Annotated in this window: 17 protein-coding genes and 1 pseudogene; 6 read left to right on the forward strand and 12 right to left on the reverse strand. The window is 65.3% G+C overall.

Going from position 1 to position 22,795, the window contains the following annotated elements; all coding sequences use genetic code 11:
• Positions 1–262: pseudogene (locus FHP91_RS05565) on the reverse strand (hypothetical protein); the annotation flags it as partial.
• 550 nt (positions 263–812) lie between these two features.
• On the opposite strand from FHP91_RS05565, the gene FHP91_RS05575 reads away from it, so the two are divergent.
• The 6 genes from FHP91_RS05575 (at position 813) to FHP91_RS05600 (ending at position 10,442) form a co-directional block, all read left to right on the forward strand.
• A complete protein-coding gene (locus tag FHP91_RS05575; protein ID WP_144308661.1) occupies positions 813–2,906 on the forward strand; it encodes a TonB-dependent receptor plug domain-containing protein in 2,094 nt (697 codons plus the stop codon).
• A gap of 50 nt (positions 2,907–2,956) precedes the next feature.
• Positions 2,957–4,897, forward strand: coding sequence for a carotenoid biosynthesis protein (locus tag FHP91_RS05580; protein WP_144308662.1), 1,941 nt, complete (start codon positions 2,957–2,959; stop codon positions 4,895–4,897).
• A gap of 231 nt (positions 4,898–5,128) precedes the next feature.
• Positions 5,129–5,662 (forward strand): YfiR/HmsC family protein, encoded by a 534-nt coding sequence (locus FHP91_RS05585; RefSeq protein ID WP_186301453.1) that lies wholly within the window; start codon positions 5,129–5,131, stop codon positions 5,660–5,662.
• Positions 5,649–8,423, forward strand: a complete 2,775-nt coding sequence (locus FHP91_RS05590) for a hybrid sensor histidine kinase/response regulator (RefSeq protein ID WP_144308664.1) — start codon at positions 5,649–5,651, stop codon at positions 8,421–8,423. Before FHP91_RS05585 ends, FHP91_RS05590 begins: the two co-directional genes overlap by 14 nt.
• Positions 8,416–9,342, forward strand: coding sequence for a diguanylate cyclase domain-containing protein (locus tag FHP91_RS05595; RefSeq protein WP_144308665.1), 927 nt, complete (start codon positions 8,416–8,418; stop codon positions 9,340–9,342). The genes FHP91_RS05590 and FHP91_RS05595 overlap by 8 nt, the downstream gene beginning before the upstream one ends.
• Before the next feature lie 263 nt (positions 9,343–9,605).
• Entirely contained in the window at positions 9,606–10,442 is an 837-nt protein-coding gene (locus FHP91_RS05600; protein ID WP_313791145.1) for a fructosamine kinase family protein, read from the forward strand.
• Between the two features lie 88 nt (positions 10,443–10,530).
• Here the strand turns inward: FHP91_RS05600 and FHP91_RS05605 are convergent, their stop codons facing one another.
• The 11 genes from FHP91_RS05605 to FHP91_RS05655 all read right to left on the reverse strand — a co-directional run bounded on the left by FHP91_RS05605 (position 10,531) and on the right by FHP91_RS05655 (position 22,788).
• Positions 10,531–11,847 carry an OprD family outer membrane porin gene (locus FHP91_RS05605; RefSeq protein WP_144308666.1) on the reverse strand — a complete coding sequence of 439 codons (1,317 nt, stop codon included), beginning with the start codon at positions 11,845–11,847 and terminating at the stop codon, positions 10,531–10,533.
• Between the two features lie 165 nt (positions 11,848–12,012).
• The gene (locus FHP91_RS05610; protein WP_144308667.1) at positions 12,013–13,110 is read right to left on the reverse strand and encodes a 4-oxalomesaconate tautomerase; all 1,098 of its coding nucleotides are present in this window, start codon (positions 13,108–13,110) and stop codon (positions 12,013–12,015) included.
• A gap of 99 nt (positions 13,111–13,209) precedes the next feature.
• A complete protein-coding gene (locus FHP91_RS05615; RefSeq protein WP_144308668.1) occupies positions 13,210–14,181 on the reverse strand; it encodes a D-2-hydroxyacid dehydrogenase family protein in 972 nt (323 codons plus the stop codon).
• A 27-nt stretch (positions 14,182–14,208) separates the two neighbouring features.
• Entirely contained in the window at positions 14,209–15,510 is a 1,302-nt protein-coding gene (locus tag FHP91_RS05620; RefSeq protein WP_144308669.1) for an MFS transporter, read from the reverse strand.
• Complete coding sequence (tcuB, locus tag FHP91_RS05625) at positions 15,503–16,672, reverse strand: tricarballylate utilization 4Fe-4S protein TcuB (protein WP_144308670.1); 1,170 nt, start codon at positions 16,670–16,672, stop codon at positions 15,503–15,505. The genes FHP91_RS05620 and tcuB overlap by 8 nt, the downstream gene beginning before the upstream one ends.
• Positions 16,659–18,083 (reverse strand): FAD-dependent tricarballylate dehydrogenase TcuA, encoded by a 1,425-nt coding sequence (gene tcuA / locus FHP91_RS05630; RefSeq protein WP_144308671.1) that lies wholly within the window; start codon positions 18,081–18,083, stop codon positions 16,659–16,661. Before tcuA ends, tcuB begins: the two co-directional genes overlap by 14 nt.
• Positions 18,084–18,166: 83 nt before the next feature.
• Entirely contained in the window at positions 18,167–19,102 is a 936-nt protein-coding gene (locus tag FHP91_RS05635) for a LysR family transcriptional regulator (protein ID WP_144308672.1), read from the reverse strand.
• A gap of 70 nt (positions 19,103–19,172) precedes the next feature.
• Complete coding sequence (locus tag FHP91_RS05640) at positions 19,173–19,358, reverse strand: hypothetical protein (protein WP_144308673.1); 186 nt, start codon at positions 19,356–19,358, stop codon at positions 19,173–19,175.
• A gap of 2 nt (positions 19,359–19,360) precedes the next feature.
• On the reverse strand, positions 19,361–20,716 hold the full coding sequence (locus FHP91_RS05645) for a class-II fumarase/aspartase family protein (protein ID WP_144308674.1): 1,356 nt from the start codon (positions 20,714–20,716) through the stop codon (positions 19,361–19,363).
• Positions 20,717–20,766: 50 nt separating this feature from the next.
• The gene (locus FHP91_RS05650) at positions 20,767–21,588 is read right to left on the reverse strand and encodes an HpcH/HpaI aldolase/citrate lyase family protein (RefSeq protein ID WP_144308675.1); all 822 of its coding nucleotides are present in this window, start codon (positions 21,586–21,588) and stop codon (positions 20,767–20,769) included.
• 18 nt (positions 21,589–21,606) lie between these two features.
• The gene (locus FHP91_RS05655) at positions 21,607–22,788 is read right to left on the reverse strand and encodes a CaiB/BaiF CoA transferase family protein (RefSeq protein WP_144308676.1); all 1,182 of its coding nucleotides are present in this window, start codon (positions 22,786–22,788) and stop codon (positions 21,607–21,609) included.
• Positions 22,789–22,795 lie beyond the last annotated feature (7 nt).

Here is a 22,795-nt window from a genome sequence, read left to right on the forward strand (position 1 = left end):
GGCGGGCAGGGCGTCGGGGGGGGGGGTAGCCGCCGCCCAGGGCGCGGATCAGGTCGACCGCGGTGTCGCGGCGGCGCGCTTCCAGGTCGGCGAGCTGGCGGCGCTGTTCGAGCACCTGGTGCTCGACGGTGAGCACCGTCAGGTAAGTCGACAGGCTCTCCCGGTAGCGCAGCAGGGCCAGGCGGTAGGCCTCGTCGAAGCGCACCAGGGCGGCGCGGCTGTGTCGGCCTTGCCGTTGGCGATCTGCAGCAGTGTGCCCCACTGCGCCCAGGTGATGCCCATGGGCGCGATCTTGGCGGCGATGGCTGCCACGATGCGCGCCCGGACCTGGGCGAGGAGGTCGCCGAGGCTCTCGTCCATGGTCCAGGTTTTCGGCTGTGTACAGCGGGGCGGCGTTCTCGCACCGGGAGGTGTCGGGGGCGTGGTGGTCATGGGTTGGTGACTCTGTGGGGGGAAGATAGCTGCCTGGGCAGCAATGTCGCTGCTTAGACAGTTATTGTCAGGCGGGAATTTTGCCTCTAGGGTCACGACCCAGCGTGGCATGACCGCATCGGTGCATTCGTCCATTCGACGTATGTGTTTGGCACGGATGTCGGTTGTCGGAGGGCATGACATGCAGCGCGGATTGGTCGGAACGGGCGGGCTGTCGGCTCGATGGCAGTGATGCTGCCGTAAGTCATAGTGGGCGGTGAGGGCCTCGGAGACAGGCTCGTTGCCGGCCAAGCGTAAAGGTGTCGCAATTTTCGTCGATATGATTTGCGACACCGATCAACGTTGGCGGCGCCAGGGGCGGGCGCCACAGGGAGACAAGAATGAGAATAATCGGACGCCGCGTTTGGGCGACGGGAATGGTGCTGACCGGTTTTATGGGCGCATCGGCATTTGCGGGCGGCGCGGCAGAAGGTGATGACGTCGCTGAGCTGCAGGGGCTGCTCGAGGTGCTTGAGCAACAGACCGAGATTGCGACCAAGACCAAGCTCAACGCGGATTACGTGCCGGGCATGGTGACGGTACTGCATGGGGAGGAAATGCTGGCCCTGGGGGCGCGTACGGTGTGGGATGCCATGCGCCTGGTGCCTGGTATCGAGCCATCGACCGACGGCATCGGTGCGCGTCAGATTCTGGTTCGTGGCATCGGGGGCAGTTTCGCCTCGGGCAACATGAAGATCCTGCTCAACGGCCGGGCGATGAACTCGGCCTTGTCGGCATCGGCCAACCCGGTGTTGAACCTGTCGATCGCGCAGGTCGACCACATTGAGGTGGTGCGCGGGCCGGGGTCGGCGGTGCACGGCGAGTTTGCCTACGCCGGGGTGTTGAACGTGATTACCCGCAAGCAGGGGCGTGAGGTGTTTTTGCGCGCTGGCGAATCGGAGGTCTACTCGGCTGGCGGCTTTGCCCACTGGCGTAGCGAGGACGGACGCGGTGGCGGCAGCCTCAACGTGGGCGGTTGGCATAGCGCCGGGGTTGGGACCAAAGCCGGTCGCGATGCGCTATATAACGGCTTCAACGCTTCCCAGTCTTCCCTGTCGAACGCCCCTGGTGCGGTGGATGACGAAGTCGAGCAGCGCTCGGTCCTGCTGGACCTGTATCGCGATGCGCTGTCGTTGTCGCTGGTGTATGTGGAGGATGGCCATGGCGATCATTTTGGAACCATCAACGTGCTCGATACTGACCAAGGTGTCGATTACCGCAACCGCTACCTGATGGCCAGTGGTAAGGGGAGCTGGGCATTGACCGAGCACCTGAGCGCTGAACTGGCACTGGGCTGGCAGTACTACGAAAACCGCTTCAACACGCGCCTGCTGCCGAATGGCTTCACCTGGTTCAACAAGACGCCGGCACTGACCGTGCTGCCAGGCGGCTACGTCACCAAGGGCTACTACGAAGAGCAGCGCCTGTCGGCCGACCTGGATGTGCATTGGGATGGCTGGGAAGGGCATCGCTGGCTGGCGAGTCTGGGCCTGGCACGTATTTCGGTCGGCGATTCGTGGCAGGAGAACAACGTGAATCCGGCGACCAACAATCCGACGACGACGCAGCGTTTTTTCAAGGAAGATGGTGTTCCCTGGCCCTCGGAGCATCGCTCGCGACGCATCGTCAGTTTCACCGTGCAGGATGAATACCGCCTCGCCGACAATGTGACCCTGACCGCTGGGGCACGTTACGACGACTATGACGACTTCGGCAGCAACACCTCGCCACGCCTGGCTGCGGTGTGGCGGCTCGACCGGCACCACATCCTCAAGGCGCAGTATGCCGAGGCTTTTCGCCCGCCCACCTTCTACGAGACCGGCTTCGCCCCGGATCTGAAACCCGAGACGATCCGCACCGCCGAACTGGGCTATGTGTTCAAGTCGGCCGAGACCGAGGTGCATCTCACGGCCTTCCGTTCGCGTCTGAGCAACCTGATCGTCAACAGCGGCATTCTGGGCTATATCAATGCCAATGCCGTGCGTACCCATGGCGCCGAGGGCGAGATCCAGCAGCGCTTCGGTCCGCACTTCCGCATCGAGGCCAACCTGACGGTCACGGATACCGAACAGGCCGGCGGCGGATCGGTGGCCGGGGCGGCCAACCGGCTGGCCAATCTGGTGCTGCGCTACGAGCCGCGCTCCACCCACACCTATGCGATGTGGCTGCGCCATGTGGGCGAGCGGGGTCGGGAAGCGAGCGACTCGCGTGAGCAACTGTCGGGCTACGAGACCGTTGATGTGGCGGCCAGCTTTGGCAACCTGGGGGTCAAGGGGCTGACCCTGCGCATTGGTGTGAGCAACCTGTTCGATCGCGACGTGCGCTATCCGGCCTTCAACACGCTCGACCTGGCGGGGCAGACGATCCGCTCTTACACCAACGACTATCCGCAGCCCGGCCGCGCCGGCTGGCTGCAGCTGTCCTACGCCATGTAAGTTCGCGTTCCTTTCCACTCCCGGCGTCAGCCGATCACCGGAAGTCCGACATGCACTCCTTGAATCCATCGGCCGGCTTTGTCGTGCTGCAGACCCTCAACTATCTGCTGACTGCGGCGCTGCTGGTTCATGCCTGGCGCAGGCACCGTGCGCTGTTCTGGGTCATCCCCGCGGCCATCGTCTTCGGTTTCGTGATCGAGTATTCGCAGGTCTCGAAAGCGGTGCCGCCGTATTACTACACCGAAGCGTTGCTCGCCTTGCCTGGGCCGGTGCCGCTGGGGGTGGTGCTCAGCTGGGGGACGATCATCTACGCGGTGCTGGCCACGGTCCGCTCGCTGGCCGTGCCGGCGCGCTGGGCGCCGGTGGTGGCGGGCTTGCTGGCCACGTCGATCGATTTCGTCTCGGACCCGGCCTTCGTCTCGTTGGGTTTCTGGGTATGGGCCGAGCCCGGCGCGTGGTTCGGCATTCCGTGGACCAACTACGTGGGCTGGTTCGTCATCGTGGCGTCCTACACGGCGTGCTTCGAGCTGGTCACGCGTTTCGGCCCGAAGCGCAGCGTGTTCCAGATGCTCGCGCCGTGGCTGGCGATCGCGCCGGCCTTCGGCGCCTTCGTTGGCGTGATGCTCGGCTACCTGTGGCTGGAAGGCCGTGCCTTCGTCGATCCGGAGACGCTGGTGGCGATGCTCTTCGGCCTGTGGCTGCTCATCGTTCTGCCGCAGCTGCCCCGTCTGCGCGGCGACAACACGCTCAGCGGGTGGACGCTGGCGGCGCCGCTGTTCCTCTTCAGCGCCTCGCTGGCGATCCTTTTCGGCACACCCCTGCATCGGCATGAGCCGGAGCTGGTGCTGGTGCTGCCGGCATTCACGCTGCTCGGCATGGCCGGTTTCCTGTGGCCGTATCGCTACGCGCTGGGCGTGGCATCGCGGGCGGCGCATCCGGCCGCCGCGTCGGTGTCGCGCAAGCGCATGCTGGCGATGTTGTTCGTCGGTGCGGTGGCCGGCGTCGGCCTCACCGCCGCCACGCCCGACAAGGGGCTGATCGGGCCGGTCAATCTGCCCGGCGACGATGCCTTCCTGCCAAGCCAGGATGTGCAGTGGTGGTACTGGACCGGCCATCTGGAAACGGAGGAGGGGCGCAAGTTCGGCTTCGAAGTGGTGTTCTTCAGCTTCGACAGCTTTCTGGTGATGCGCGACCAGCTCACCCAGGTGGCGATCACCGATGTGGAGGCCGACACCTTCAAGTTCGACGAGCATCTGGCCTTTCACCTGCCGCAACGCACGAGCAAGCGCTTCGACCTGAAAGCCGGGCCGGGCGACATCATCCGGGCGGTGGGCGATAGTCAGTTCGATCGGCTGCACAGCGAGGTCGGCGGCTATGTGCTCGATCTGGAACTCGAAGCCAGCAAGGCGCCGGTGCTGCATTATGGCGGCGATGCCCACCCCTACCGCTTCGGTGGCTACACCTATTACTACTCGCGGGTGCAGATGAAGACCCGCGGCACCATTACCGTCGATGGCAAGACCTATCACGTCAAGGGCAGCAGTTGGTACGACCGTCAATACGGCGAGCTCTACCAGGCCATCGTCAAGGGCTGGCAGTGGTTTGCCATCGAGCTGGCGGACAACCGCCAGATCATGCTCTACGACATCCTCGGCAAATCCAACCAGGTCGAGCGCGCCGGGTCGATCACCGATGCCGACGGCAACACCCGCGCGCTGGCCGGGCATCAGTTCCAGGTCGAGGTGCTCGGTCAGTGGAAGAGCCCGCATACCGGATGCATCTATCCGTCGGGCTGGCGTGTTATCGTCGAGGGCGAAACCTTCGAGGTTCAACCCATGGTGCGCGACCAGGAACTGCACGCCAAGCACGGCTTGTGGCCGGGGCCGGAATATTGGGAGGGCGCGGCCAGTGTCGGCGGTGCCAGCCCCGGCAAGGCCTATGTCGAGCTCAATGGCTTCTGCCGGGGTGTCGAAGGCACCCTGGCGTTTTAGATGCCCTGCGGCCGCGCTGCCCGGATCGCCGATCGGCGGCGGGGCGCCGCCAGAGGGTGAAGGAAAACGAAGATATGCCACAGACCATGGACGGGGCGCACGATTGACATGTCTGGCCTCGCCTCGGGAACACCGGGAATTCGCTCACTGCTGTGCCATCGGGGTGACCCGGTGGCCGCGGTGAGGTGCGTGGTGCGCATCCGTCGAATCCTCTGCTCGGTGCTGGCGACCTTGCTGATTGCCGGTTCGCCTTGGCTGGGAGCCATCGCGGCCGACGAGCAGGATGCCCGACGCGTGACGGTCGGCCTCAACCTGTTCCCTGCCTTGCTGGCTGCCGACCAGAACATTGCTGACAAGCGCGTCGGCTCGGGGCCCCTGCTGTTGTTGCTGATCCACCGTGACGAGGTGCAACTGGTCGAGCAACTCGCAGCGGCATTGCGCGACAAGGGCGCGATCCGCGGCATCCCGCTGCGGGTCCAACCGGTGTTGGTAAGTGAGCTCGCCGACTATGCTACGGCGAAAGTGGCTGGTGTGTTTGTGGCACAGCGCATGGGCGACGACATCGACGCGGTGCTGGACTTCAGTCGTCGTCACCAGTTGCTGAGTTTCTCGCCGTTCCCGGGGGACGTTGAGCGCGGCGTTGCCGCCGGTATCTCCGTCAGTGATCGCGTGCTGCCTTACGTCAATATTGACGCGGTCGATGCTGCCGGCGTTCGCATCAAGCCTTTTTTTCTGAGAATTGCGGAGCGTTATGACCAGCGTTGAGAAAACGCGGCGTCCCCGCGCCAAGCGCCCGACCGGCGTCGCCGTGTCGCGGCTGTTCCTCGGGCTGGGGGTGTGTCTGGCGGCGTTCCTTGCCTACTACTGGTTTGCGGTGCTGGCGCCTCGGCTGGATGCCAATGCCCGCGCCAACGCCACGGCGCTGGCCAACTCTCAGGCCCACACCTTGGCCGATGCGCTCACCGGCAGCGATCCGCATGCGGCACGACGGCGGCTGGCGGGGATCATGGATGAGATCCTGATTGCCCGCGAACCGACCACCGGAGAGCCGATCTTCCTCGGCCTGAAGACCGAGATCGACTACGACGTGGTGCGCGTACCGTCCGGTCTGCTCGACATCTCCAAGGACAGCGGACAGTGCAGCGAATGCCTGGACATCGATGTGCCGCTGTATGCGCGCAGCTCGCGCGAGCTGCTCGGCATTGCCCAGTTTCGGGCCAACATGCTGTTTGTGCGAACACTCAAGGACGATGTGCGCGACAAGTTGTCGATCGGCGCGGCCCTGCTGCTGGTGGTCATCGGCGGCATCTGGTGGGCGGTGGTGAGTCTGCTGCACAAGATTGCCCGCAGCGAACGTAACCTGCGCGCACTGTTCGAGGTGGCGCCGGTGCCGATGGTGCTGGTACGCCGTCGCGATGGCCATGTGCTGCGCGGCAACCAGGCCGCGGCCGAGTTGTTCGGGGTATCGATCGATGCCTTGCCCGGTTTGCCGGCGAATGAATTCCACCGAACCGCCGACGGACAGACGCCGCTGTGTGGCCCGCAGGCCGACGAGCGCAGCGTGGATAGCCGCGAGATTGAATTTACCGACCGCCGGGGCGCGCACCACTGGGTGCTGGCCTCGGCCTATGCAATGGGCTATTTCGACGAACCGGCGCACATTCTGAGCTACGCCGACGTTACCGCCCTCAAGCGCATCCAGCAGGAGCTGACCGTGGCCAAGGAGGCGGCCGAGGCGGCGACCCACGCCAAGAGCCTGTTCGTGGCCAACATGAGCCACGAGATCCGCACGCCGCTCAATGCCGTGATCGGCTTCTGCCATCTGGCGGGGCGCACCCCGTTGAATACACAGCAGCGCGGCTATCTGGGTAACATCCGCAAGGCCACCGATGCGCTGCTGTCGGTCATCAATAACATCCTCGATTTTTCCAAACTCGATGCCAGCAAGCTGGTGCTGGAGCAGGTCGACTTCCGGCTCGCCGGCGTGATCGACGATTTGCTCGAATTGTTTGGCGTGCTGGCTGACCAACGTGGCCTGCGTCTGACGGCCGAGGTGGACGCCGCCGTTCCCGACTGGGTGTGTGGCGATCCGCAGCGGCTGCGGCAGGTGCTGATCAACCTGCTCGGCAATGCGCTCAAATTCACCGAGGTCGGTGGCGTGCAGCTGCGGGTCGGCCTGGACGCCGCGACAGGCGACCGGGTGAGTCTGCGCTTTGAGATCAGCGACAGCGGCATCGGTATCGCCGAGGAAGCTATTCCGACGCTGTTCGAGTCCTTCACCCAGGCTGACAGTTCCATCACTCGCAAGCATGGCGGCACCGGCCTCGGACTGGCGATCTGCCGCAGCCTGGTCGACCTGATGGGGGGGCAGATCGGCGTTCGGAGCCGGTCGGGGCATGGCAGCACCTTCTGGTTCACCGCCGAACTGGGTGTTGGGCATCCCGCCCTTCCGGTGGCCGAGCCGGGGAAGGGCGATCTGGCCATGCCGCGTCCGGGCGCCCGGGTGTTGGTGGTGGAGGACAATCCAATCAACCAGCGCATCATGCGTGAGCTGCTTGAGGGCATGTCGCTGCAGGTGCGCCTGGCCGGGGATGGATTGGCGGCACTGGCGGCGGTCGAGGGGCATCGCTTCGACCTGGTGCTGATGGACCTGCAAATGCCGCATCTGGACGGCTACCAGGCCACCGCCCGCATCCGCACCGAGCATGACGCGCTCGGTCTGCCGATCATCGCCATGACCGCGCATGGCCGCGACGAAGACCGCGAGCAGTGTCTGGCGGCCGGCATGAACGACCATTTGAGCAAGCCCGTCGATCCGGCGCTGCTGGCTGCCACGTTGGCCCGCTGGATACCGCCGGCGATCCCGATCGATACGCCGGTGTTGCCCGTCGTGACCGGAATGTCGCCGGATGCTGCGGCCTTTGATATGCCGGGCGTTGATGTTGCAGCCGGGCTGGCCCGGGCCGGCCACAAGTCCGCGCTTTATCGCCAGTTGCTGGGCGATTTCCGTCAGGATCATGCCGACAGCGCGCAGCGGATGCGCCATGCCATTCAGGCCGGGCAAGCGGGCGAGGCGCTGCGGGTTGCCCACAATCTCAAGGGCACGGCCGGCAACCTCGGCGCCCGCGCGCTGGAGCGCAGTCTGCTGGCGCTGGAGCGGACGATGCGTAGCAAGGTCGATCCGGCCGAGGCGCTGGACGCGGTGGACCAGGCCCTGACCGAGTTGCTCGATGGGATCGCCAGACTCGATACACCGGAGCTGGTCGATCGTGATGTCACGGGGCCGTTCGATGTGGCGCGCCTCGAAGCGAGCATCGAGGCCCTGCACCATGCACTGCGCGACGGCAACTTCGACGCGCAGCACCTGCTCGAACCACTGGCCGATGCGCTGGCCGGCCGGTGGGATGAGCACTATCGACAGATTGCGCAGCGGGTACGCGCTTTCGACTACGACGCCGCCACGGCTGCGCTGGCCGTACTCTCAGCGCTGCTGGCGACGTTTACCCGGGAACAAGTTCATGACTAACGAGAAGCCCAGAGTCCTGATCGTCGACGACGAGCGCTCCAACATCAGCCTGCTCGGCAACCTGCTCCAGCCTGACTGCGAGGTACTCGTCGCCACCGACGGCGTATCGGCCCTGCGTCGCGCTGCCGCCGAGGTGAAACCCGACATCATCCTGCTCGACGTCATGATGCCCGGCATGGACGGCTATCAGGTCTGCAAGCAGCTCAAGGAAAACGACGCCACCCGAGACATTCCGGTGATTTTTATCACCGCCATGGGTGAGGAGGATGACGAGGCGCTGGGCCTGCGCATCGGAGCCGTCGACTACGTCACCAAGCCCTTTTCGCCGGCGATTCTCAAAATGCGCTTGCGCACGCATGTTGAACTCAAACGCCTGCGCGATCACTGGCAGCGCTTGTCGACAGTCGACGCGCTGACCCAAGTCGCCAACCGACGCTGCTTCGACGAGGCACTGGAGACCGCCTGGCGCACCGCGATGCGCCAGAAACAACCGCTGGCGCTGATCATGGTCGATGTCGATCACTTCAAGGCCTACAACGACCACCACGGCCATTCTGCCGGCGACGACTGCCTCAAGCGTGTGGCGCAGGCGCTGAGCCAGGAGGTCAAGCGCGCTGGCGATTTGCTCGCGCGGTTCGGCGGTGAGGAATTTGTCTGTTTGATGCCGGATGTGGACCTCCACGGCGCGGAGACCGTCGGTCGGCGCATGTGTGCCGCGGTGTCGGAGATGTCGCTGCCGCACGAGCATCCGTCCGTGCGGGCTGCGGTCAGTATCAGCGTGGGGCTGGCAGTGTTGCATCCGAACGGTTCGCAGAGCCCGAACGACCTGGTCGTCGAGGCCGACCGGCGCCTCTACGACGCCAAGCGCGGCGGCCGCAACCGGCTATGTGCCGGGGTGGACAACACACTGGACCCCTGATCGAGACACAGGGCTGACGGTTGTCACGGCCGATGTTCAGGCGCGGATCGACGCGCACATGGTCAAGCAAGATATTGATGCTCTCGCGCACCCGCACCGCTTGAACTCGCGTGTGATCCCGGCGATCATTTTTTGCCGGCGCTGCGCTCAGCCGCGCCGGCGCAGTCCAATACACAGGGAGTCCAACGGTGGCGCACGTCAATGAACCAAGTCTGCCGAGCGCCGCGCTTGCGCAGGCCATTGAACACGTCAGCGGCATCGATGTGAGCCGTGCCACGCTTCAGCGCGTAAGCGGCGGCAGTATCAATCGCGCGTATCACCTCCGCCTCGGTGCGCAGTCGTACTTCCTCAAATGCAACCGTGCCGATGCGCTCTCCCTGTTCGAGGCTGAAGCTGACGGTCTCGTGGCGCTGGCGGCGAGCGATGTCTTTCGCGTCCCGCGCGTACTCGGCCACGGCATGACCGACGACGTGGCATTTTTGCTGCTCGAACACCTCCAGCTTCGTCCGCTGGCCGGTGACGACGACGGTCAGCGTTTTGCCGAGGCGTTGGTGCAACTGCACCACGACATCGGTGCGCACTACGGCTGGCCGCGCGACAATTTCATCGGAAGCACCCCGCAAAGCAACACCGAGGGCGATGGCTGGGCTCGCTTCTTCATCCTGCACCGGCTCACGCCTCAGCTCGAATTGGCCCGCGCCAAAGGCTACGCTGGCGCCCTCGGCCGCGACGCCGACGCCTTGCTCGAACGCGTACCCGGCCTGTTTGTCGACTATCGCCCTCAGCCCAGCCTGCTGCACGGTGACCTGTGGAACGGTAACGCCGCGATGGACGACACCGGCCGACCCGCCATCTTCGACCCCGCTGTTTACCGTGGCGACCGCGACACCGACCTCGCCATGAGCGAACTCTTCGGTGGCTTCCCGCACAGCTTCTACGTCGCCTACCGCCGCGCCTGGCCGATGGCCGAGGGCTACGAGCAACGCAAGACGCTTTACAACCTCTATCACGTGCTCAACCACCTCAACCAGTTCGGTCGGGGGTATCTCGGCCAGGCGGAACGGATGGTTCGCGCTTTGTTTCTTGAATTGCGGCGGTGACGATGTGGCTTGCATCGGCGCATCGCACCGACAAACAAAAACCCCGCCGGCCTTGGCCTGACGGGGGTTTCTACTTTGTGCGACCGTATTAGAAGAAGCGATACGTGTAGTCGAGGTACAGACGATGATCGCGTTCGTTCTCTTTCACGCCATCCAGACGGCCGGTCTTGTCGGACTGGTAGTCGAGGTAGGTGTAGCGAAGCGCCAGGCCTTTGACGACCGGGATCGCGTAGCGCACGTCGAGGGCCCATTCGCTCTCGTCGGCTTCGCCCAGCGAGGGGACATGACTGTTGCGTGCGCCGGTGCCTTTCTTGTAGCTGAGGGTGGTTTTCAGGCCTTTGATGTAATCCTTCCAGTCGTAACCGGCCTTGAGCATCCACACCAGTTCGTCACGGTTGGAGAAGTCAGCCAGCACGCCGCCGGTGGGGAAGGCGTTGGTGCCGTGATCGCCGGCGAAGTTGTCTTCGATCCATGCACCGTCGAACTTGGACAGGGCGCCGCCCAACAGCACGTTGCCAAAGGTCCAGTCGGCCGCCACGTACACGCCGAGGCCGTCATTGTCGCTGGCGGTTTTGCCGGCGACCGAACCCGCGACATCTTCGTCGTCGAGTTCGCTGCTTTCCGAGCCGGTCACGAACAGGTCGCCGTCGTCGCGCGAGGCGTGAACACCGCCGGTCACTTTCAGTTTTGACTTGTTGGCCAGGGCGAAGGTATAGGACGCCACCAGACCGGTCTTGCTCAGGAAGTTGTCGGCCTTGAGGTATTCGAAGTCGATGCTGAAGGGGCCGGAGTCGTAGCTCACGCCGACCAGACCGATGTACTCGATGTCGCCCTCGGCCGAGCGGTCGGTCTTGAACTCGTAGAAGTGGGCGTCGGAGCGCGGCGACCATTCGTTGTACATCGCGCCATAGAATTTCAGGCCCTTCATCGGCGTGACGTTCACTGTGCCGCCAGAGAAGGAGTTGGGAATGGCGCGGCTACCGGAGCTGCTCAGCAGCATGCTCTTGTGCACCTGGCGACCCAGCTTGGCGCTGACCACGTCCTGGTACTTGAGCTTGATGAAGGCCTGGCCCAGCTTGCCGAAGGAGTCATGCACATCGCCGTCCTTGTCGACCGACAGGATGTCCGAGGTCAGGCGGCCACTGGCGCCCAGTTCGGTCACGCTGTAGCCGGACAGGCCGATACCGATGAAGTCCCAGTAGTAGGGCGATTCGTAGTTCAGCTGCAGACCCAGGGCCGACTGGCTGCGATCGTTGGCGTCGTTTTCGTAGTCGCGGTCAAAGTAAATGCCACGGGCTTTGAGTTCCAGCGAATGGCCTTTGGTGTCGGCGGCCGATGCGGTGCCGGCCAGGGCCAGGCTTCCGACCAGGATCTGGATCAGTAGGGGAATGCGCTGCTGCTTCATGGTGTCTCCTCGGTTTGTTCTGGGTATGTCGTCAGGGCTAGGGCTGCGGCAAGCTGTGTCTGATCCCGCTAGCTTGGCCAAAGTATGGCGAGCTTCATTGATGCTTTGAAATGCATTGTCAGTGTCTATTTATGCGATGTTCGCATCGATAAAAGGCACGGTTTTTCAGGCGGCGGCCTTGGCTTTGTCGAGCGGCACGTGGACGACGCCGATGAACAGCGGGCGCGCGGTACGGACCAGGCCGGCCACCGCGAAATGCGGCGCATCCGGGCTTGAGCGCGGGTCGAGGCCCATGCGGATGTCGAGGCCGCCGGCGGGGTGCTCGATGCGGATCAAGTCGGGGTCGTCTGCCGAGCGCCGTGCGTAGCGCGATGGCATCGTGGCTTCAATGCTCGAGGCTGCGGCCAGGCACAGCGCACCCGTTACCGCAAAGGCGGAGTGGCAGGTCCAGGGGGTGAAATAGCGCGACGTGATGGTGCCGCCATGCGCCGGCGAGGCGACCAGCGCGATCTTTGGCAGGACGGACTGGCGGACATCGCCCATGCCGGCGCGTAGAGCAATCTCAAGGCGAATGGTTTCGAGTCGGGCTTTCAGGTCGCTGTCGGCGTCGAGTTCCTGCCGGGTTTCATGCCCGGTTCGCCCGAGCGATTCGGCCGCCACGAAGACCAGCGGCGAGGCGAAGTCGATGCAGGTCACGTCGATGTCGCCGACGCGGTCAATACGCTGCCCGGTTGGAAACAGCTTGCCGGTCTTGGCGCCGGCCGCGTCGAGAAAGTTCAGCACGATGGGCGCGCCGGTGCCGGGTACGCCGTCAATCCGGGTGTCGCCGTCGTAGGTCACTTTCCCGCCGGGCGTTTGCACGATGGATTCGACGATCTTGCCGGTGTTCCGGTTGAGGATGCGCAGCGTCGTGACCGGATGCTGAGCCTTGACCAATCCGTTCTCGATCGCAAACGGGCCGACGCCGGCCAGCATGTTGCCGCAGTTGGGCATGGTGTCCACGCTCGACTGATCGACCGACACCTGAGCAAACAGGTATTCGATGTCGATGCCGGTCTGTGTTGACGGGCTGACGATCACCGCCTTGCTGGAGAGGGTGTCGCCACCGCCAATGCCGTCTACCTGGCGGATATGGGGCGAGCCCATGGCCGCGAGCAGAATCCGGTCCCGCTCGGCCGGCTCGCTTGGTAAATCATGGGCCTGGAAGTACGGCCCCTTCGAGGTGCCGCCGCGCATCAAGGTGCAGGGGATGTTTTTGAACATGGGTTCCTCGTTGTCCGAACGACTGTGAGCAACCCATTCTGGCGTGATGCGATAAATGTTAGAAATGCAATGTATTGTCGTTTTGGTGCGTAAATCGCATTAATTGGCGCGCCGGTTTTCGTGCAGAAAGGTTCTCACATGCGCGAATGCGTTCTCGAAATAGGCCTCGTAGGTGTCGTGCTCGACAAAGCCGAGGTGGGGCGTGCACAGAATGCGAGGATGGCTCAGATAGGCCTGCACGCCGGTCGGCTCATTTTCGAACACGTCGAGCGCGGCAAAACCTGGCCTACCGGCTGCCAGTGCGTTGAGTACGGCACCGGGCGCGACGAGCTCGGCGCGGCTGGTGTTGACCAGCAGGGCGTGCGGTGGCATGGCGGCCAGGTGCTCGGCGGTGACGATGTGCCGTGTGTCGGGTGTCATCCGCAAATGCAGGCTGAGCACATCGGCCTGTGAGAAAAAGTGCTGGCGGTCGGCGATAAAGTGGTCACCCGCCTGCTCGGCGGCGCCGCGTGAGCCCTCGCGCCCATGCGCGATCACCCGCATGCCGAAGGCGCGGCCGAAGCTCGCCACCCGTGCGCCGATGCGTCCGTAGCCCCAGATGCCGAGCGTGCGGCCATGGAGCACGGTGCCCAGGGCTTCGTCTTCGCGCCGCTCGGCGCTGCGCTGCCAACGCCCGGCGTCGAGCTGGCGGACGTAGGGCACCAGGCGCCGCGAGGCGGCCAATATCAGCGCCCAGGTCAGCTCGGCCGGGGCGATCGGATTGCCGCTGCCGTCGCGCACTTCAACCCCATGCCGTGCGCAGGCGTCGAGGTCGATGCAGCCGGCCAAGCGTCCGGTCTGGACGATCAGCTCAAGCTCGGGCAAGGCGGCGATCACCGCGGCGGTGATGGTGGTGCGCTCGCGGATCAGCACCAGGCAACGGGTGCCGCGTAGTGCCGCGATGAGTGCGGCCTCGGTGTCGATGGGCTCGTGCAGCACCTGCAGGCGGGCATCGATGCCGTCGAGCAGGCGTGCGGCGTTGAGTCGCGACACGACGCCCTGATAGTCGTCCAGTACGGTGATTTGGTTCATGTGTCGGTCTCCGGAAGTGTCGCCAGGTCAGTCCATCGTGCGTGGCGCAATGCCTTGCGCGGCATATAGCGGTCGCAGGTGCACCCGCATGAATTCGAGGCGCTGATAAAAGCGCGCGCCCACTGCCACCAGCAACAGCCCGGCCGACAGCAAGGCGGCGTCGGGACCGATCGCATCGGCGACCCAGCCCACCATCAAGCCGCCGACCGCGGCGGCGCCGAGATTGGCTGCTGTGTAGAGTGCCAGCACGCGTCCGCGCAGCCCCTCGGGCAGAATCGTTTGCAGGATGGTGTTGCTCGAGGCGTTGCACACGATCATGCTGAAACCGAGCAGGAACAGCTGGGCCAGGGCAAGCCATAGCTCGGCGGTGAGTGCAAAGCCGGTGAGCGCGGTGCCGGCCAGTACGCTGGCGTGAAGAATGCTGCCGGTGAGGCCGCGCACCGACCGGCGCGACATCAGATACACCGAGGCCACCAGCGCCCCGGCCCCCGCGCTGCCGAGCAGCACGCCGAGGGTGTTGGGCCCGCCCTGAAACACGTCGCGGGCGAAGGCCGGCATCATCGGCAGATAGCTGGCGGCGAAGAAATTCACCAGCGCAACCTGGATCAGCAACATCCGCACGGGCACGCTGCCGCGGACATAGGCGAGGCCTTCGCGCAGGGCAGCGCGAAATGACGCCGGCGGGGGGCGCGACGAGGGGCTGTCGATGTGTCGAAGCGCCAGAATCAAAGCCAGGAAGGACAGGCCATTGACCGCGAAACACACCGCCGCCGAGGTGGCGGCGAGCAAGAGCCCGGCGGTCGGTGGGCCGACGAAGCGGGCCACATTGAAGGTCAGCGTGTTGAGTGCGATGGCGTTCGGAATGTCGTCGCGCCGGGCCACAAGCTGCCCGGCGAGCGAATGCCGTAGCGGCGCGTCGAAGCTGTTGAGCACGCCCAGCACGCCCGCCGCGACCAGAATCAGCCAGCGTTCGAGCCAGCCGAAGTAGGTGAATACCGCCAGGAAGATCGCCTGCGCCAGCATCAGCGTCTGGATCTGCAGCATCAGGCGTTTGCGGTCGCTGCGGTCGATGACGATGCCGGCGAAGGGCGCCACCAGCAGTTGCGGGGCGTTGCTCAGAAAGGCCACGGCGCCCAGCAGCACGGTTGAGTCGGTGAGTCGATAGACCAGCCAGCCGAGCGCGACCTGTTGAATCCAGGTGCCGACCAGCGACAGCAACTGGCCGAAGAAATAACGCCGGTAGGCCGGCGAGGCCAGCGCGCGCCAGGCCTGGCCACGCGCCGGCTTCGCCGGCCCCGGACGTTCAGCGTCGTGTGAGGGCTTAGCCATCGCTCCCGACGCCGACCGGATTGGGGCGCCGCTTTTCGATCGCCCACTTGAGCAGTGCCGCGCTGCGGTAAAAGCCGTGGGCAAACTTGCCGTAGGGCATGGTCAGAAAGAGGCCCATCACCACGCCCAGATGCACCGCCAGCAGCAGGCCCATGGCGGAGGTATCGCGTCCGGCGAGCAAGGCCAGGCCGGTCAGGCTGGTGAAGAACAGCAGGGCGATGAAGCCGCGGTCCATCGGTTTTTGTGCTGCGTCGCCATGCTCGGGGTGACGCTTCAGGTTCAGCCAGAACAGACCGGCCGGGCCGATCAGCAGGCCGATGCCGCCCACGGTGCCGAGCACCACCGGCAGGCTGGTGAAGGCGTAGGGGGCTTCCCAGCCAAACACGTAGTGATACAGCGTGGCCACACTGGTGGCGGCAAAGCACAGCATGAAGCCGTAGAAGGTCAGGTGGTGGTAACGCCGCCGCGCCAGGGTGAAGGCGTCGTCGGCGTTGTTGCAGCCCTGGCCGTGACCGCCGTCGAGGTAGGTCAGGCGCAGCACATCATGCGTGGTCTCCGCAATCGCCGCGCCGCTGGCGGCGCCGGGGGCCGCTTCGCGCCAGAAGCGCGCGACGCCGATGCCCAGCGCCAGCGCCGCAAACAGGAACACCGGCGCGAACATCGAGACCAGCAGGTTGTGCGGAAAAATGGCGTAGAAATCGCCGGCCAGCGGCGCATGAAACAGCGTGCCCTGGATTATCAGCGCGAGCACCAGGAACAGCGCCAGGCCGCCCGCCACGGACAGCGCGACGGTCACGCCATTGTTGCGATACAAGTTGCCGAAGCCGGCCGGCCAGGCGAAATCCGAGTAGGTTCGGGCGCGCACCGTGGCCATGGCTTGCGGCACATTGACCGCGAATTCATGTGGCGGGGCGTACTGGCAGGCGTGCAGGCAGGCGCCGCAGTTGTGGCACAGATTGGCCAGGTAGTGCACATCGGCCTTGTCGAAGGCCAGGCGCCGGGTCATGGCGGGAAACACCGCGCAAAAGCCTTCGCAGTAACGACAGGCGTTGCAGATTTGCAGGATGCGGCCGACTTCGGCCTCGTCGGCGTTGAGCGCCGGCAGATTGCGTCCGGCGGCCAGATCAGTGGCTTCGCGGGCGAGGGCTTCAAGCGATTGCATGGGATTCTCCTTGGCGCGCGGCAGCCGCGGCGTGAGCGCCGGCGATGCGGCCGAAGGTGGTGCCAATGGTCATGCCGACCCCGGCGGTGTAGCCCTTGCCGAGCACGTTGCCGGCCATCATTTCGCCGGCCACGAACAGGTTGGGGCTCGGCGCATCCGAAAAATGGACGGCGGCCTGCTCATTCACTTTCAGCCCGAGGTAGGTGAAGGTGATGCCGGGCTTGAGCGCATAGCCGCGGAAGGGCGGGGTGTCGATCGGCAGCGCCCAGTGGGTCTTGGCCGGCGACAGGCCTTCGGTGTGGCAGTCGTCCTGCACGGTGTGGTCGAAGGTGCCGACGTGGCAGGCGGCGTTGTACTCGCCCACGGTGCGCACAAAAGCCGCTTCATCGATGCCGAGCTGGCGGGCGAGCTCTTCGAGCGTGTCCGCCGTGGCGCCGGGAAACACCGGCGGCATGAAGCGGCCGTTGGCCTTGGCGTCGATGATCGAGAAGCCGATCTGGCCGGGCTGCTGCGCCACCAGACGGCCCCAGATCGCGTAGCGCTTGGGCCAGAAGTCTTCGCCTTCGTCGTAGAAACGCTCGGCGTGTTTGTTGACCACGATGCCCAGCGACACACAGTCGATGCGGGTGCAGATGCCGCCGTCGTAAAGCGGGGCGCGGGCGTCGATGGCCACGCAGTGCGACTGCGAGGGGTCGCCGATCATGTCGGCGCCGGCCTCGATCATGGCCTTGAGCAGCACGCCGCGGTTGAAGCGGGTGCCGCGGATGGCGAAGTTGTCGGCCGGCCACTCCCCGTTTTCATTTTGCCCCCAGGCCTCGCGCAGCCATTCGCGGTTGGACTCGAAGCCGCCGGCGGCCATCACACAGGCGCGCGCAGCGATGCGTTCGTCGCCAACCCAGGCGGCGCGGAACACGCCGTTTTCCAGTTCGATCCGGTCGACCGGCGCTTCGTAGCGGATGCGCACGCCGAGCGCTTCGGCGCTGCGGTAGTAGGCATTCACCAGCGCCTTGCCGCCGCCCATGAAGAAGGCGTTGGTGCGCGACAGGTGCAGGGTGCCGGACAGCGAGGGCTGAAAATTGACGCCATGCTTGCGCATCCAGTCGCGGCAGTGCGAGGACTCGCGGATCGCCAGGCGGGCGAGCTTTTCGTTGGTGACGCCGCCGGTGACCTTGAGCAGGTCTTGCCAGAATTCTTCTTCGGGGTAGCGCTCGGTCAGCACGTCCTGCGGGGCGTCGTGCATGCAGCGCAGGTTGCGGGTGTGGCTGGAGTTGCCGCCGCGCCATTCGCGCGGTGCGGCTTCGAGCAGCAGCACCGAGGCGCCGGCTTCGCGCGCCATCAGCGCGGCGCACAGCGCGGCGTTGCCGCCGCCAATGACCAGCACGTCGACGGTGCCGGGATGCTTTTCTTTCATGGGTCGAACTCCTGTGTGTTGCTCGGTTGCCATCGACTATCGTTGTTTTGGCGCCGGCCACCCAACGCCGACCCAAGATCGGGCTATCTCGATTCGAGATGCAGTGGTGTGACCCCGCGCCAGTGCCCGTTGTTGACCAACTGACTCACCGTGTGGCGCAGGGTGTTGCGGGTGGCGAGGGCGGCGGGCGAGAGCTCGTCTTCGGACAGGCTGCACAGCAGGTTGCGGCGGGTGGTGCCTTCGTCTTCAAGCTCGCTCCAGCGCAGGCGCGAGTCCGCGTCCGGTTGGCGGGCGAGGGCCGACCACGGCTGCACGCTGGCGCCAATGCCGTGGTTGACCATGTCCATCAACACATAGAGTGAGTCGACTTCGGCGATTACATTTGGGGCGACGCCGAGGGCATTGAGTGCGGTGTCGATGACGCGGCGCAGGCCATGGCGCTGGGTGGGCAGCACCAGCGGCAGGCCGGCCAGCGCGCCGAGCCGGGTGGGCAGTGGTGTGGGCGAGGCATCGGCGCGGGCGATGACAAACAGTCGCTCGTCGAGCATGGGCTGGATGCACCAGCGGCGCGCCTGGTGGCCGTCGAACAGCACCGCGATGTCGAGTTCGCGACCGTTGAGCATCTGGCCGAGATGGCCGGACATGGCCTCGACCAGGCGAATGCGGATGTCGGGATACTGCGTGCGCATGGCCTGCATCAGGGGCAGGCCGAGCAGGCCGGCGGTGGTCGGCGCCAGGCCGACACTGACCACGCCAGACAGGCGCGAGTGCTGCGCGGCGGAGGCGGCTTCGTCGGCATGGCGCAGGCTCAGTTGCGCGTGGGCCATGAAGGCCAGCCCGGCTTCGGTGGGTTCGATGCCGCTGGGGTTGCGCTGGAGCAGGCGGGTGGACAGCTCGCTCTCGAGTTTCTGGATCTGCAGGCTGATGGCTGACTGGGCGACGCCCAGATCGAGTGCTGCCTGACTGATGCTGCCCAGCTCGACGGTCCGCACGAAATAACGCAGTTGCCTCAGTTCCATCGCTTCATATGCCTGTTCAAAAATGCTTGAGGCGGGCATGGCCTTGCGGCCAGCCCGCCTCAAGCGCGAGTCAGTTCTCGCTCAATATGGCCACCATGGCCAGTTCGCTCAATGGCCGGTACGCGTCGAGATTAGCGCTGTCGGCGCGTTCGCCGGCCTGGCCCGGTGCCCGGCCGCCCGTGTCGCTGATCGAGCCGAACAGCACCGGGCAGTCGAGCTGTTGCGTGGTCAGCTCGGTGAAGTGTGCGTGTTGCATTGTCATTTCACCGCAGCGGCCCGAGCCAGCACTTTGTCGACCATCACGCCGGCCTGACCAAGGTAGTTGGCCGGGTCGCAGAGTTTGGCCAACGCGGCGCGGTCGAGGTGTACATTGATTTCCGGATGCTCGGCCAGGATGTCCAGCAGCGGACGATCGGTCTTGATTGCCTGGCGGCACAGGTCATACACCAGATCGTGCGCGTACTCGCGACCGATGTAGGCGCCGAGACCCATCATCACCGCCTCGGACATGACCAGGCCCTTGGTCAGGTCGATGTTGGCGCGCATGTTGCCTTCGTCGACTTCCAGCCCTTCGAGCACGAAGCGCGTCTGCTTGAGTGCGCCAGCGAGCAGGCAGAAGGACTCGGGCAGGGCGATCCATTCAATCTCCCACGGACCGGTCGAGCGCTCGTGGTCGGCGATCATCGCGTCCATCAGCGCGGCGGAATGCTGGCGCACCACCGACACCGCGGCGTGGATGTAGCAGCTGGAGATCGGGTTGCGCTTTTGCGGCATGGTGCTGCTCGAGCCGCGGCCGGGTGCAAAGGGCTCATACACCTCGGCCACTTCGTGCTGCATCATCAGTTTGACGTCCATCGCGATCTTGCCCAGCGAGCCGCCGACCAGTCCGAGGAAGGCGCCGACTTCGGCGATGGTGTCGCGCACGGTGTGCCAGGCGATGTCCGGTTGGGCCAGACCCAGTTCTTCCATCAGCCCGGCCTGGGTTTCCATGGCACCGGTTTCGATCGAGGCCAGGGTGCCGCAGGCGCCGCCGAATTCACCCATCAGCACGCGCGGGCGCAGCTGCGCCAGACGCTCGCGGTGGCGTTCGATGCCGGCCAGGATGGCGGCGGTCTTGAAGCCGAAGGTGACCGGAATCGCCTGCTGCAGGTTGCTGCGGCCGATCACCGGGGTGTCGCGGTAGCGCTTGGACAGCGACACCAGCGCGGCGGAGATGGCGGCCAGTTCGCCGTCGATGATCTCCAGGCCTTCGCGGATCTGCATCACCGTGGCGGTGTCGGTGATGTCCTGGGTGGTGGCGCCCCAATGCACGAACTCGCCGAGCTTGTCGCGGCACAGCTGGTTGATCTGGGTGACCACGCCGAGCACCGGGTAACCGATGCGCTCGGTCTGCTCGCGCAGGCGGTCCATGTCGATCTTGTCGATATGGCAGTTGCCGATGATCTCGTCCGCGGCTTCCTGCGGAATGATGCCGAGCCGGCCCTGGACCACCGCCAGCGCACGTTCGATTTCAACGTAGTGTTTGGTGCGGTTTCGGTCGGACCACACCTCGCGCATGGCGTCGGTGCTGAAGATGTTGCCGAAGATGCTTGAGTCAATGATGCTCGCGGCCATGGTGTTGCTCCTTGAATGGGGGGGGATTCGGTGTTGTTTTGAATGGGGTGTCAGTTCGGTTCGCCTGCGTGGCTGCGGGCGATAATGGCCTGTGCCTTGAGCACCACCGGCCGGTCGATCATTTTTCCGTCGAGCTGCACCGCGCCTTCGGAGGCTTCGGCGGCGGCCAGCACGCGATGCGCCCAGGCCTGGTCTTCGGCGCTGGGTCGGCAGGCGGCGTGAATCCAGTCCACCTGCTTGGGGTGGATGCACATCTTTGCGCCGAAGCCGAAGGCCCGGGCGAAGGCGAAGTCGGCGAGCACGCGCGCTTCGTCGGTGACCGAAGGGGTGACCCCGGCCACCGGTGAAGGCAATTCGGCGCATCGCGCGGCGATGGCGATGCGCGATGAGGCGTAGGCCAGCCCGGCGTCGTCGCCCGACAGGTCGAGGTCGACGGCATAGTCCAGCGTGCCAAAGGCCAGCCGGGCGACGCCCTCGGTGGTGGCGATCTGGTCGACGTTGTGGATGCCGCGAGCGGTTTCGACCAGGGCCAGTACCTGCGCCTGGGTGGCCGTGGCGCGGACGAGGTCGATCTGCTCGCGCCATTCGCTTTTGGGCAGCATCACCACGCCGATGCCGGACTCGCGGATCATCGTCAGATCGTCGGCAAACCACTCGGACTGTGTGTCGTTGATGCGCACGGTGATGCGCTTGGCGGCATCACCGTGCGATGCCACCCAGTTGGCGATGGCGTCGCGGGCGCCGGCCTTGTCGGCCGGCACGACCGCGTCTTCGAGATCAAGAATGATCACGCCGGCATCGGTGGCGAAGGCTTTGTCGAAGCGTTCCGGGCGGTTGCCGGGCACAAAGAGGTAGCTGATGGGCTGGGTCATGGCGCGTCTCCTCGGTGCTCAGATCACGCCGGCGGACTTGAGCTCGGCGACCTGCTCGGCCGTGTAGCCGAGTTCGGCGAGGATGACGGCGGAGTGCGCGCCCAGCGTGGGCACCGGGTCCATGCGCGGATCGCCTTCTTCCCACGAGCCCGGCGGCAGCAGGGCCGGCACCGTGCCGACCGAGGTTTCGATGTTGCGCCAGCGTTTGCGCGCCTTGAGCTGCGGGTGATCCCACACGGCATGCATGTCGTTGACCTGCGCGTTGGCGATGCTCGCGGCGTCGAGGCGTTCGACCACCTGCTCGGCGCTCAGATCGGCAAAGGCGTCGACGATGATCTGGCGCAGTTCCACGCGGGCGGCGCTGCGGCGGGAGTTGGTCGAGAATCGCTCCTCGCGGGCCAGCTCGGGCTGCAGCAGGACCTTGGCGCAGAAACCGGCCCATTCGCGCTCGTTCTGCAGGCCGAACATCACCGTCTTGCCGTCGCCGGCCGGGAAGGGGCCGTAAGGGTAGATGGTGGCGTGGCTGGCGCCGGTGCGCGGCGGTGGGGCGGCGCCGTCAAAGGCGTAGTAGAGCGGGTAGGTGGTCCACTCGACCAGGCTCTCGAGCATCGAGATGTCCAGGTGCTGGCCGCGACCGGTCTTCTGCCGCTGCATCAGGGCGGCGAGGATGTTGGTGTAGGCGTACATGCCGGCGGAGATGTCGGCAATCGACGGGCCGGCCTTGCAGGGCTCGTCTTCGGTGCCGGTGACCGACAGAAAGCCCGATTCGCTCTGGATCAGCAGGTCGTAGGCTTTCTTGTCGCGATAGGGGCCATCAGCGCCGTAGCCGGAAATATCGCAGACGATGATCTCGGGCTTGATCGCCGACAGCGCTTCGTAGGACAGACCGAGCCGGGCCGCCGCGCCGGGGGCGAGGTTCTGCACCACCACGTCGGCTTCCTCGGTGATCAGCTTGAGGAGTGCCTTTTGTGCTTCGGGATGCTTCACATCCAGCGTCAGCGATTCTTTGGAGCGGTTGATCCACACGAAATGCGAGGCGATGCCGCGTACGCGTTCGTCGTAGCCGCGGGCGAAGTCGCCCACGCCGGGGCGCTCGACCTTGATCACGCGCGCGCCCAGATCGGCGAGCTGGCGGGTAGCGAAGGGCGCCGCGATGGCGTGTTCGAGGGTAACGACGGTAATGCCTTCAAGGGGTCTCATTGTTCAT

This window comes from Denitromonas halophila (assembly GCF_007625155.1).
GTDB classification, from domain to species: domain Bacteria; phylum Pseudomonadota; class Gammaproteobacteria; order Burkholderiales; family Rhodocyclaceae; genus Nitrogeniibacter; species Nitrogeniibacter halophilus.

Coding starts and splice junctions, on each gene's coding strand:
- FHP91_RS05610 (WP_144308667.1), bottom strand. CDS start 13,110: ATGTTCAAAAACATCCCCTGCACCTTGATGCGCGGCGGCACCTCGAAG.
- tcuA (WP_144308671.1), bottom strand. CDS start 18,083: ATGAAAGAAAAGCATCCCGGCACCGTCGACGTGCTGGTCATTGGCGGC.
- FHP91_RS05615 (WP_144308668.1), bottom strand. CDS start 14,181: ATGAACCAAATCACCGTACTGGACGACTATCAGGGCGTCGTGTCGCGA.
- FHP91_RS05650 (WP_144308675.1), bottom strand. CDS start 21,588: ATGACCCAGCCCATCAGCTACCTCTTTGTGCCCGGCAACCGCCCGGAA.
- FHP91_RS05620 (WP_144308669.1), bottom strand. CDS start 15,510: ATGGCTAAGCCCTCACACGACGCTGAACGTCCGGGGCCGGCGAAGCCG.
- tcuB (WP_144308670.1), bottom strand. CDS start 16,672: ATGCAATCGCTTGAAGCCCTCGCCCGCGAAGCCACTGATCTGGCCGCC.
- FHP91_RS05605 (WP_144308666.1), bottom strand. CDS start 11,847: ATGAAGCAGCAGCGCATTCCCCTACTGATCCAGATCCTGGTCGGAAGC.
- FHP91_RS05640 (WP_144308673.1), bottom strand. CDS start 19,358: ATGCAACACGCACACTTCACCGAGCTGACCACGCAACAGCTCGACTGC.
- FHP91_RS05635 (WP_144308672.1), bottom strand. CDS start 19,102: ATGGAACTGAGGCAACTGCGTTATTTCGTGCGGACCGTCGAGCTGGGC.
- FHP91_RS05645 (WP_144308674.1), bottom strand. CDS start 20,716: ATGGCCGCGAGCATCATTGACTCAAGCATCTTCGGCAACATCTTCAGC.
- FHP91_RS05595 (WP_144308665.1), top strand. CDS start 8,416: ATGACTAACGAGAAGCCCAGAGTCCTGATCGTCGACGACGAGCGCTCC.
- FHP91_RS05575 (WP_144308661.1), top strand. CDS start 813: ATGAGAATAATCGGACGCCGCGTTTGGGCGACGGGAATGGTGCTGACC.
- FHP91_RS05580 (WP_144308662.1), top strand. CDS start 2,957: ATGCACTCCTTGAATCCATCGGCCGGCTTTGTCGTGCTGCAGACCCTC.
- FHP91_RS05590 (WP_144308664.1), top strand. CDS start 5,649: ATGACCAGCGTTGAGAAAACGCGGCGTCCCCGCGCCAAGCGCCCGACC.
- FHP91_RS05655 (WP_144308676.1), bottom strand. CDS start 22,788: ATGAGACCCCTTGAAGGCATTACCGTCGTTACCCTCGAACACGCCATC.